The sequence below is a fragment of the Pseudomonas sp. B16(2017) genome (genome assembly GCF_002113205.1).
Lineage (GTDB): Bacteria > Pseudomonadota > Gammaproteobacteria > Pseudomonadales > Pseudomonadaceae > Aquipseudomonas > Aquipseudomonas pharyngis.
Genome location: NZ_NEKA01000013.1, coordinates 176,656 through 187,791 on the forward strand (window position 1 = coordinate 176,656; position 11,136 = coordinate 187,791).

Consider the following 11,136-nt stretch of genomic DNA (forward strand, 5'->3'; position numbering starts at 1 on the left):
AGGCGCGACCCTGCATGCAGATTTCCCTCGCCCGCCAAGTGGCTCTTGTCACCGGCGCCAGTTCCGGCATCGGCCACGGTGCCGCCAAAGCCCTGGCCGACGCCGGTGCTGCCGTGGTCATCAACTACAACCGTCAGGCCGAGCCCGCCGAAGCGCTGGCCCGGCAGATCGTCGCCGACGGTGGCCAGGCCATCGCCATTGGCGCCGACGTTTCGAAGGAGGAAGACGTTGAGCGGCTGTTCCAGCAGACCCTCGACGCCTTTGGCACACTGGACATTCTGGTGGCCAACTCCGGCCTGCAAAAAGACGCGGCGGCGGTGGATCTGTCGCTGGCCGACTGGAACGCGGTGATCGGCGTCAATCTCACCGGCCAGTTCCTCTGCGCCCGCGCCGCACTGCGGATCTTCAATCGCCAGGGCGTGCGCGAAGGCGTCTCCCGGGCTGCCGGCAAGATCATCCACATGAGTTCGGTGCACCAGCGCATTCCCTGGGCCGGGCACGTCAATTACGCAGCGTCCAAGGGCGGCGTCGATCAGTTGATGCAGACCCTGGCCCAGGAAGTCAGCCACCAGCGCATCCGCATCAACGGCATCGCGCCGGGGGCGATTCGCACGGCCATCAATAAAGACGCCACCGAAGGCGACGCCGAGCAGGACCTGCTCAAACTCATCCCCTACGGACGCATCGGCGATGTCGAGGACGTGGCCAACGCGGTGGTGTTTCTCGCCTCCGATGCCTCCGACTACATCGTCGGCACCACCCTGTTCATCGACGGCGGCATGAGCCTCTATCCGGAGTTCCGTGGTAATGGCTGAGCATCAATCCGAACGACAAAGCCCCATCGACGCCCACGGCATCATTGGCGACCTGCGCAGCGCCGCGCTGGTCAATGACAAGGGCAGCGTGGATTTCTTCTGCTGGCCGGAGTTCGACAGCCCGTCGATCTTCTGCTCGCTGCTGGACACGCCCGACGCGGGGATTTTCCAGCTCGCCCCGGACCTGCCCGATGCCCGGCGCGAGCAGATCTACCTGCCGGACACCAATGTCCTGCAAACCCGTTGGCTCAGCGACCACGCCGTGGTGGAAATCACCGATCTGCTGCCCATCGGCGACAACGACGATGCCCTGCCGCTGTTGATGCGCCGGGTGCGGGTGGTCAGCGGGCAGGCGACGTTTCACCTGCGCTGCGCGGTGCGGCATGACTACGCCCGCGCTGAGACCCGCGCCGTCATCGATAAACAGGATGTGCTGTTCAGCGCCAGCGGGCAGCCGACACTGCGGCTGGCCTCGGATCAAGCCCTGAACGTCGATAACAATGCGGCGGCTGCGCAATTCACCCTCAAGCAGGATCAGACGGCGGCGTTCATGCTCGGCGCCAGCGACGATCCGCGCTTTGCCGAAGGCGCCGCGCAGCTGTGCATCGAACGCACGCTGAAGTTCTGGCGCGACTGGATCGGCCAGTCCAACTATCGCGGTCGCTGGCGGGAAATGGTCAATCGCTCGGCCCTGGCCCTGAAGCTGCTGACCTCGCGCCAGCACGGCGCAATCCTCGCTGCCGCCACTTTCGGCCTGCCGGAAACACCCGGCGGCGAACGCAACTGGGACTATCGCTACACCTGGATCCGCGACGCCTCGTTCACTGTTTACGCCTTCATGCGCCTGGGGTTTGTCGACGAAGCCAACGCCTACATGCGCTGGCTTCGCGGGCGGGTCAGCGACTGCTGCGGCCAGTCATCGATGAAGCTGAACATCCTCTACGCCATCGACGGCCGCCAGGAACTGCCGGAAACCGAACTCACGCATTTGGCCGGACACGGCGGCGCGAAACCGGTGCGCATCGGCAATGGCGCGTACGACCAGATTCAACTGGATATCTTTGGCGAACTGATGGACGCCGTTTATCTGGTCAACAAGTACGGCGACGCGATTTCTCACGAAGGCTGGCAACACGTGACGGAAGTGGTCGATCAGGTCTGTGAGACCTGGCAGACCAAGGATGTGGGCATCTGGGAAATGCGCGGTGAGCAACATCACTTCCTGCACTCGCGACTGATGTGCTGGGTGGCGCTGGACCGGGCGATCCGCCTGGCCTCAAAACGCTCGCTGCCGGCGCCGTTCGCCCGCTGGGACCAGACCCGTCAGGCGATCCATGCCGACATCTGGGACAACTTCTGGAACGAAGAGCGCGGACATTTCGTGCAATACCAGGGCGGCACCGCACTGGATGGCTCGATGTTGCTGATGCCGTTGGTGCGCTTCGTCAGCGCCAAGGATCCGAAATGGCTGGCGACGCTGGAAGCCATCGAGAAACATCTGGTGCGCGACGGCATGGTTTACCGCTACCGCAACGACGATGCCGGCATCGACGGTTTGTCCGGCACTGAAGGCGCCTTCGCCGCGTGCTCGTTCTGGTACGTGGAATGCCTGGCCCGCGCCGGGCAAGTGGAAAAGGCCCACCTGGAATTCGAGCAACTGCTGCGCTACGCCAATCCGCTGGGGTTGTACGCCGAGGAATTCGACAACCGCGGCCGGCATCTGGGCAACACGCCTCAGGCGTTGACGCATCTGGCGCTGATCAGCGCGGCGAGTTTTCTCGATCGCAAGTTGAGTGGGGAGAAGAATTACTGGCAGCCGTAGTCGTCCTTTTTCGATAGAGCCTGTAAGAAAGATCTCCACTCCAACCGCCGTTTGTAGGATGGCCACCTACGAACGGCAAACACCCCTGAGCCTTTCACTACAAGGGCTTGCCCACACAATCGATTCCTTTCGATACAACTTGTTGATGGCACGACCTACAACAACCTGCCAACCCCGTGTAACGCTTGGCCCGCAACTCGCACTTACACCCCGAAATACCTTGTTGCCAGCTGTTACATCCCCCCCTACCATCCACCGCAACGGGCACAGCGGAGCTGTCCAATAAAAACCCGATTCAAGGAACCAGAATGAGCCAACGCATCCACCGCCAGATCGATACCCCACTGCGCACCGGCCTGAAGCGCGACGAACTGTGGGAAGCCGCCGACAAAGGCCTGATCAAATGCTGGGAAATCGGCCGCCAGCGCGCCACCCGCTTCCCCGACCTCGCTCAACGCTGCAGCGCCGATGAATTACCGGTGCTGGGCTGGAAAGGTGGCGTGAGCCGCAGCCTGAAGAAGAATGAAAAGTACGGATCACTGAAATACCTCGCCCAATGGCAGGGATTGCGTGGGGAAGATCTGGATATTGATCTGAGTGCCGAGCGGGTCATGACCTGCTCGCGGACGAAAATGGTGGTGACGTTTACGCCGGATCGCAGCAAGTATCTCAATCAGGTGGCGGAAGCCGAAGCTTAAGGAGAAGCGCAATGGTCGATCTGCATCAGGAGTTTCAGAACAGCAGTTTCTTTCATCAAGCCCGAATCGACCGTCGCTCCGTCGACGCGCTGACTGGAATCGCCGTCGGGCTTGCAGCAGACGGCAAGATCAATCAGCAGGAAGCCGAATTTCTCAAGAACTGGATCGAATCGCACTTGATCCATCTGAATGATCCGGTCGTCAACATCCTTTATAAGCGTCTCGCCGACATGCTGAGTGACGGCGTTCTTGATGCAGAAGAGTCGGTCGAGTTGCTGGAAATGCTTCACCAGTTCGCAGGTCTTCCAGTCGGCGCACAGCAACCCTTCGTTGCCTCAACCTCTCTGCCTCTGGACAACCCTGCTCCGGCATTGAGCTGTGCTGATCGTGTCTTTCTCTTCACCGGTGTCATGGCCTACGGCCCCCGCAAGGACTGTGAGGCGTTGATTGTCGAGCGAGGTGGATTGATCGGTGGTTCTGTCAGCAAAAAGATTCATTATCTGGTGGTAGGCAGCATCGGTAATGATCAATGGCTTCACAGCAGCTATGGCACCAAGATCAAGAAAGCAGTTGAGCTTCGCGACAGCGGCGTGCCGATTGCCATCATCAGCGAAGACCATTGGCAGAAGGTGTTATTCGGATAACGGGAGAGAGAGATGACCCAAGCCGTGATGCAGTTTTGCAAGACTGAAAGCCTGACCATCGCTTATGAGCATCACGGCCCGGAAAACGGCACGCCGGTCATCCTCCTCCACGGCTTCCCCTACTCCCCCCGCGCCTACGACGAAATCGCCCCGCCCCTCGCTGCCAAGGGCTACCGGGTGATCGTGCCGTACCTGCGCGGCTACGGCCCGACCCGTTTCAACAGCCCGGACACGCCGCGTTCCGGCCAGCAAGCGGCGCTGGCTCAGGATCTGCTGAAGTTGATGGATGCGCTGGGGATCGAGCAAGCGACGCTGTGCGGTTACGACTGGGGCGGTCGGGCGGCGTGCATTGTGGCGGCGTTGTATCCCGAGCGGGTGCGCGGTTTGGTGACGGGCGACGGCTACAACCTGCAAGACATTCCGAATTCGGTCCGGCCGCTTGATCCCGAGACCGAGCATCGCTTCTGGTATCAGTATTACTTCCACACGCCCCGTGGCGTTGAAGGGCTGACGCAGAATCGCCGGGCGCTGTGCGAGTTGCTGTGGCAATTGTGGTCACCGACCTGGGCGCGGAACGCCGAGCGTTTTCCGCTGAGCGCAGCGGCGTTCGACAACCCGGATTTTGTCGAGGTGGTGATTCACTCTTATCGCCATCGCTTCATGTATGCGCCGGGCGATCCGGCGCTGGAGTGGATGGAGCAGGCGTTGGAAAAACAACCGGAGATCAGCGTGCCGACGATTTCGCTGTGCGGTGCGGATGATGGCGTCGGCCCGGCGCCGGCGGACGATGAAGATGCGCACCACTTCACCGGGCCTTATGAGCGGCGGGTGCTGGCGGGTGTCGGGCATAACATTCCCGAGGAAGCGCCGGGCGAAACGCTCAAGGCATTACTGGATCTGCTGCAGCACTGACCGAAAACCGCTCCCGATACGCCTGCGGCGTCACACCCATGGCCCGCAGAAAACTGCGTCTTAAAGTCTCTTCACTGCCAAATCCACAATTGGCCGCGACCCGTTTGATCGGCAACCCGGTATCGCTCAACAAACGACGGGCGGTTTCGACGCGGATCAGTTCGATGGCTCGGGCCGGGGTCTGGCCGGTGTCGGCGCGGTAGTGGCGCACGAAGCTGCGTTCGCTCATGCCGGCCTGTTCGGCGAGGGTCGGGATGCCCAAGTCGCAGGTCAGATGTTCGGCGATCCACGCGTGCAGATCATCGAAGCGGTTGCCCTGTTTTTGCAGCGACAGCGTCACGCTGAATTGCGACTGCCCGCCCGGGCGCTTGAGAAAGACTACCAGTTGCCGGGCAACGTCCAGAGCCATGTCGCGACCGAGGTCGTCTTCGACCATGGCCAGCGCCAGGTCGATGCCGGCGGTGACGCCCGCCGAGGTCCAGACCGGGCCGTCATTGATGAAGATCGGATTCGGTTCGACCTGTAATTGCGGGTGTTGCTGCGCCAGTTGTTCGCAGCGGGTCCAGTGGGTGACGACCTGGCGACCGTCGAGCCAGCCGCTGGCCGCCAGAAGAAAGGCGCCGGTGCAGACCGAAGCCACGCGCCGGCAGCCGTTGGCGTATTCACGCACCCAACTCACCAACTCGGCGTCTTCGGCAGCGGTGTAAACGCCCCAGCCGCCGGCAATGATCAGCGTATCGCTGGGCAGTTTCGGCAGCGGCTCGGCCAGCATCGCCAACCCGGCGGAAGAGTTGACCGCCCCGCCACCGCTGGCAATCACCGTTGGCGCATATGGCGCAGGCAAACCCTGCTGACGGGCGATATCGTTAGCCGAGGCGAAGACCTGCAACGGCCCGGTGACATCGAGCAATTGCACATTGGCGAACGCGAGGACGTGGATGGTTTTCGGCATTTGGCGTAATTCGTGGGCTGATTGGCGTATGCGCCAAAACCTACGCGCCTACAGTGAAGCCGTCCACCCTTTTCACGGAGAAGAATCATGGCGTTGCAGATCGGTTTTCTGTTGTTTCCCCAGGTGCAGCAACTCGACCTGACCGGCCCGTACGATGTGCTGGCCTCGTTGCCGGACGTGCAGGTGCATCTGGTCTGGAAGGATCTGGTGCCGGTCACCGCCAGCACCGGGCTGGTGCTGAAACCGACCACCACCTTCGAGGATTGCCCGGCTCTGGACGTAATCTGCGTACCCGGCGGCGCAGGCGTCGGGCCGTTGATGGAGGATGAGCAGACGCTGGCCTTTATCAAGGCGCAAGCGGCGCAGGCGCGGTACGTGACGTCGGTGTGTACGGGTTCGCTGGTGCTCGGGGCGGCGGGCCTGTTGCAGGGCAAACGGGCGACCACGCACTGGGCTTATCACGATCTGCTGCCGACACTGGGCGCAATCCCGGTGAAGGATCGGGTGGTGCGCGACGGCAATCTGTTTACCGGGGGCGGCATCACCGCGGGGATCGATTTTGCCCTGACCCTGGCGCAAGAGCTGGTCGGTGTCGATACGGCGCAACTGGTGCAGTTGCAGCTGGAATATGCGCCGGCGCCGCCGTTTGATTCGGGCAGCCCGGACACGGCGCCGAGTGCGGTTGTCGATGAGGCGCGCAACCGTGCAGCACCGTCGCTGAAACTGCGCCGGGAAATCACCGAGCGCGCCGCGGCGAAGCTCAATCTGCGCTGATCTCCAGCCAAAAACAAAACCCTGTGGGAGCGGGCTTGCTCCCACATTGGGTTTGTGTATGAATTCGGATTCACGCGTTGTCCCCACATCCCGTCACACCTTCACTTGTCCCGTAGCCCCCACCCGTGTAGAAAGCCTGTCCACAAATCGTGCACAAGGACTTTCCATGACCGCTCTGCCATGGCTCTATCTCGGGCTTCTCAGCCTTGGTTACGGATTGGCGTCGAGTTTCGGCCAGCTCGGCTGGCTGGCGCTGATCTCCATTGCACTGCTGGTTTTCGCCGGTTACGCCGTGCGCCAGCAAACCGTGCCGGTCGGGCGTTATCTCGGCCATGGCCTGTTTATCGTGCTGGCCCTGGCGCTGGCCCTGCACTGGCTGCCGGGCTTCTACAACGGCCGGGCCATCGAGCCCCAGCGCTTCACCGACAACGCTGTGCCGTTCTCGATGTACCTGAATCTCGACAAACCGCTGATTGGTTTCTGGCTGCTGCTGGTCTGCCCGTGGATCGTCGCGCGGCGCTCGTTGCGCTTGACGGTGTATGTGACAGCGCTGGCACTGACGTTGAGCGTGATTCTGGCGCTGGGCGGTGCGGTATTGCTGGGCATGATCACCTGGGCACCGAAATGGCCGGATCAGGCGTGGCTTTGGGTGCTGAACAATCTGCTGCTGGTGACGCTGGTCGAAGAGGCTCTGTTTCGCGGTTATATCCAGGGCGGCCTGAGCCGGCGTTTCCAACACCTGCCCTACGGCGAAAACCTCGCGCTGCTGCTGGCGTCCCTGCTGTTCGGCCTGGTGCATGTGGGCGCCGGCTGGCACTGGGTGTTGCTGGCGAGCCTGGCGGGTGTCGGCTATGGTCTGGCCTACCGTTTTGGCGGGCTCGGTGCGGCTATCGCCACACATTTTGGTCTGAACCTGCTGCATTTCGGCCTGTTCACCTATCCGATGCTCGCGGGTTGAAGCAAGGTCGGTTTTGCGACGCCGTACATATAAATGAAAAAAAATTTCAATAAATGACCGATACCGCCGACAACCTTTCAAAGCCTTGCGGATTGAAAAACCATGCGTAACAACCAGCCCATTACACAACGCGAACGGACTTTCCCGGCTCAGCAACGGTTGATTTCCACAACCGACGCCAAAGGCGTGATCACCTACTGCAACGACGCTTTCGTCGAAATCAGCGGGTTCTCGCGTGAGGAACTGATCCGTGCGCCGCACAACCTGGTTCGTCACCCCGACGTGCCGGCGGCGGTGTTTTCGCACATGTGGGGCACACTGAAACAAGGCTTGCCATGGATGGGCATTGTCAAGAATCGCTGCAAGACCGGTGATCATTACTGGGTGAACGCCTATGTAACGCCGGTGTTCGATGGCAATCAGGTGGTCGGTTACGAGTCGGTGCGGGTCAAACCCACCGCCGAACAGATCCGCCGTGCCGAAGCGCTCTACCAACGCATCAACCAGGGCAAGTCGGCGATTCCTTCGAGCGACAAATGGCTGCCGATTGTGCAGGACTGGCTGCCGTTCATTCTGGTCAGCCAGCTGAGCTTCATGATCGGCGCCACCCTGAACTCGCAGTGGGGCTTCGCCCTCGCCGCCGGTCTGTCGGTGCCGCTGGGCCTGCTGGGCCTGCAATGGCAACAGCGCGGGCTCAAGCGCCTGCTGCGTCTGGCCGAGCAGACCACCTCCGACCCGTTGATCGCACAGATGTACACCGACAGCCGTGGCGCCCAAGCGCGTCTGGAAATGTCGATCCTCAGCCAGGAAGCGCGCCTGAAAACCTGCCTGACCCGTCTGCAGGACACCGCCGAGCACCTGACCGATCAGGCCAAACAGTCCGACGCCCTGGCGCACAACAGCTCCAGCGGTCTGGAACGTCAGCGCGTGGAAACCGAACAGGTCGCCACCGCCGTCAACCAGATGGCCGCCACCACGCAAGAAGTGGCGAGCCACGTCCAGCGCACCGCCGACGCCACCCAGGAAGCCAACCGCCTGACCGGTCGCGGCCGCGACATCGCCGGCGAAACCCGCGAAGCCATCCAGCGCCTGTCGGTCGTGGTCGGTGAAACCGGCCTGACCGTCACCCAACTGGCCAAGGACAGCGACGAAATCGGCGGCGTGGTCGACGTGATCAAAGGCATCGCCGACCAGACCAACCTGCTCGCACTCAACGCCGCGATTGAAGCCGCGCGTGCCGGTGAAATGGGCCGTGGTTTTGCCGTGGTCGCCGACGAAGTCCGCCAACTGGCGCAACGCACCAGCGAATCCACCGGCCAGATCCACGCCCTGATCGCCAAGTTGCAACAGACTGCGTCCAGCGCCGTACAAACCATGGAAGCCGGCCATCGCCAGGCGGAAGAAGGTGTTGCGCGGGTACTGGAAGCAGACCAGGCCTTGGTCGGCATCAGCGAAGCAGTGGCCAACATCACCGACATGACCACCCAGATCGCCGCCGCGACCGAAGAGCAAAGTGCCGTGGCTGAAGAAATCAGCCGCAACATCAGCAACATCTCGGAACTGGCGGACCAGACCTCGGAACAGGCGCATAACTCGGCGTTGTTGAGTGAAGAGCTGACCAAGACTGCCAACACGCAATACTCGTTGGTGGAGCGGTTTAACCGCTGATTGGATGGGTGATACGAAAAACCCGGATAGCGAGAGCTTCCGGGTTTTTTATTGCCTGTCTGAAATGGACGTAGCCAGCACCGCCCTCTTCGTGGGCAAGCCCACTCCCACAGGGTTTCGCATTGGCCACAAAATTTCGCAACACCACCATCATTGTGGGAGCGGGCTTGCCCGCGAAGAGGCCCAGTCTGCCGGCGAAAATCTCATTCAAAAAGCGCGGACAGTGCCTACAACTGAATCAGACCCAACTGACTGGCACGCGTTGAAGCCCGGCTCTACTTTGTCGTTCAAACCTATTCACACGGGCTAGCCAGCATGAAAAAACCTCCTACGCAGACTCCGATGCTGACGACCGACAAACCTGTGAGAAAGGAAGTCCGGGGTGAACTGACATTCCTTGATGTGCAGCGAGCGGCGCGTGATGGGCAGAAGGCGTTCGATAAATTTGTGATCTCTGGCAGGCTGCCTCCCGATTGTTGAGGAGGATCAATCCCGTGATTTTGAAAGCCCGGAGCGAGAAGGCGTCCGGGCTTTTTATTACCCGCTAAAACGTACGACGTCAGAGTTGGCGGTTACTGCGGCAAACGCAGCTTGTCCAGCAGTCGATTCACCAGCAACTCGTTCAACATGATCAGCTGTTGCAGCGCCAGCAGCGGTTTGCGTTCCGGGCCTTTTACCGAGTTGGCGATATTCCCGGCCATGGCGTTGGCTGACGACAATGACTCGCTGGCTTCGACGAGCAGTGTTTCGTCATCGAGTGTGGGATCGACCATGTAGATGGGGCGGGACTTGGGCGGGAAGTACTTCGGGATTTCGGGGCCGAGGTAATAGTCGAGTGCGCGATCGGCGGCTTCTTTTGTCTTTTTGGACTCGAGCTCGGGGTCGTTGGAGGTTGGATCGGTTACTGGTGGATTTGGTGTGGCTTTGAACATGGATAAAACTCCAATTCGAAAAAATGGGAGCCATCACCCTCGCTACCAAACGGCGGGTGGCGGCCATGCGCGGGTTGGTAGACCGGTCGAATTGGGAAACCCGGCGCTCACGAATGAGCCCCACGCATGCCCACCATACAAAGCTGCACCTCAGAAAAGAGACAGCATTGAAGGTGTCGCAATAACCACAACTCGAATCGGGCTACCAAACCCAGTCACTTTTGAGTGACAGGGAAACGATATAGCTCTCTCCAAGCTGCGTAAGCCGGCGGATTCTGGCGTACGCGTAGGCAACGACGCAAGGAGTCGTAGCCCTCATGGCGTAACGGTTCGTGTACTTTAAACGCGCTTGCAGAATTACGTTTATGCGCCAAAAAGCCGGATGTTTGACTGTTCCTTTGCTGTGCTCTGGCAGACCGCTTTCGTCGGATCGCCGCCCGGACCAAGCTCGCTCCCACAGGGATCGCATGCAGTCTGCAGGAAACTGCCATCGCCAGCAGGCTGGCTCCCACAGAAAACGAAAGCAGTTCGTATCCGCTTCTCACCACTCAAAACGATGAGCGTTAGCTCGAGTACCGCTTCTGATCTTCGGGCGACGTCGGAAGGCTGAGTGGAGGGATTTATCCGGGGGTGGGAGCGCAGCGACCGTTTGGCGAAGCCAAACACATCGAGAGGAGGTGCAGCGAAGCAAACCGTAGGCGATGCCCCCCGGATGAATCCCGGAGCGAAGGAACCCCGAGCCTTAGCGAGGGGCCGTACGTCAGGGTTAGAGACCTTTTGGTTACTTTTGGGGCGTTCGGTGCGTGTCAAGGCACCTGTCGCCTTGTTCCAATCGTTGTTAGCCAGTTGAGCCCTTAAAGTTAGGGCGCTCTGGGTTTAAATACACCGCATCAGCTAGTTTCCAGTTGCGTGTCCGAGTGCTCCAACGGCTCGGATTAGCTTTCCTGGCATCCTCATAAAG

Annotated in this window: 10 protein-coding genes; 8 read left to right on the top strand and 2 right to left on the bottom strand. The window is 60.7% G+C overall.

Going from position 1 to position 11,136, the window contains the following annotated elements; translation table 11 throughout:
* The first annotated feature begins 14 nt into the window (after positions 1 to 14).
* The 5 genes from CAG25_RS21775 (at position 15) to CAG25_RS21795 (ending at position 4,891) form a co-directional block, all read left to right on the top strand.
* Complete coding sequence (locus CAG25_RS21775; protein ID WP_085612881.1) at positions 15 to 815, top strand: glucose 1-dehydrogenase; 801 nt, start codon at positions 15 to 17, stop codon at positions 813 to 815.
* On the top strand, positions 808 to 2,637 hold the full coding sequence (locus CAG25_RS21780; RefSeq protein WP_085612883.1) for a glycoside hydrolase family 15 protein: 1,830 nt from the start codon (positions 808 to 810) through the stop codon (positions 2,635 to 2,637). The genes CAG25_RS21775 and CAG25_RS21780 overlap by 8 nt, the downstream gene beginning before the upstream one ends.
* Positions 2,638 to 2,945: 308 nt before the next feature.
* Positions 2,946 to 3,335, top strand: a complete 390-nt coding sequence (locus CAG25_RS21785; RefSeq protein WP_085612884.1) for a hypothetical protein — start codon at positions 2,946 to 2,948, stop codon at positions 3,333 to 3,335.
* Between the two features lie 11 nt (positions 3,336 to 3,346).
* Positions 3,347 to 3,979, top strand: a complete 633-nt coding sequence (locus CAG25_RS21790; RefSeq protein WP_085612886.1) for a BRCT domain-containing protein — start codon at positions 3,347 to 3,349, stop codon at positions 3,977 to 3,979.
* Positions 3,980 to 3,991: 12 nt separating this feature from the next.
* Entirely contained in the window at positions 3,992 to 4,891 is a 900-nt protein-coding gene (locus tag CAG25_RS21795; RefSeq protein ID WP_085612889.1) for an alpha/beta fold hydrolase, read from the top strand.
* On the opposite strand, the gene CAG25_RS21800 is transcribed toward CAG25_RS21795, so the two are convergent.
* Positions 4,860 to 5,843 (bottom strand): GlxA family transcriptional regulator, encoded by a 984-nt coding sequence (locus tag CAG25_RS21800; protein ID WP_085612890.1) that lies wholly within the window; start codon positions 5,841 to 5,843, stop codon positions 4,860 to 4,862. The genes CAG25_RS21795 and CAG25_RS21800 overlap by 32 nt on opposite strands.
* Positions 5,844 to 5,930: 87 nt before the next feature.
* Between CAG25_RS21800 and inhA the strand changes: the two genes are divergently transcribed.
* The 3 genes from inhA to CAG25_RS21815 all read left to right on the top strand — a co-directional run bounded on the left by inhA (position 5,931) and on the right by CAG25_RS21815 (position 9,243).
* Positions 5,931 to 6,617 (top strand): isonitrile hydratase, encoded by a 687-nt coding sequence (gene inhA / locus CAG25_RS21805; RefSeq protein WP_085612892.1) that lies wholly within the window; start codon positions 5,931 to 5,933, stop codon positions 6,615 to 6,617.
* Positions 6,618 to 6,783: 166 nt separating this feature from the next.
* On the top strand, positions 6,784 to 7,575 hold the full coding sequence (locus CAG25_RS21810; RefSeq protein WP_085612893.1) for a CPBP family intramembrane glutamic endopeptidase: 792 nt from the start codon (positions 6,784 to 6,786) through the stop codon (positions 7,573 to 7,575).
* 102 nt (positions 7,576 to 7,677) lie between these two features.
* On the top strand, positions 7,678 to 9,243 hold the full coding sequence (locus CAG25_RS21815; RefSeq protein WP_064594745.1) for a PAS domain-containing methyl-accepting chemotaxis protein: 1,566 nt from the start codon (positions 7,678 to 7,680) through the stop codon (positions 9,241 to 9,243).
* A gap of 572 nt (positions 9,244 to 9,815) precedes the next feature.
* Here CAG25_RS21815 and CAG25_RS21820 read toward each other — a convergent pair.
* A complete protein-coding gene (locus tag CAG25_RS21820; RefSeq protein WP_085612895.1) occupies positions 9,816 to 10,175 on the bottom strand; it encodes a DUF6124 family protein in 360 nt (119 codons plus the stop codon).
* Positions 10,176 to 11,136 lie beyond the last annotated feature (961 nt).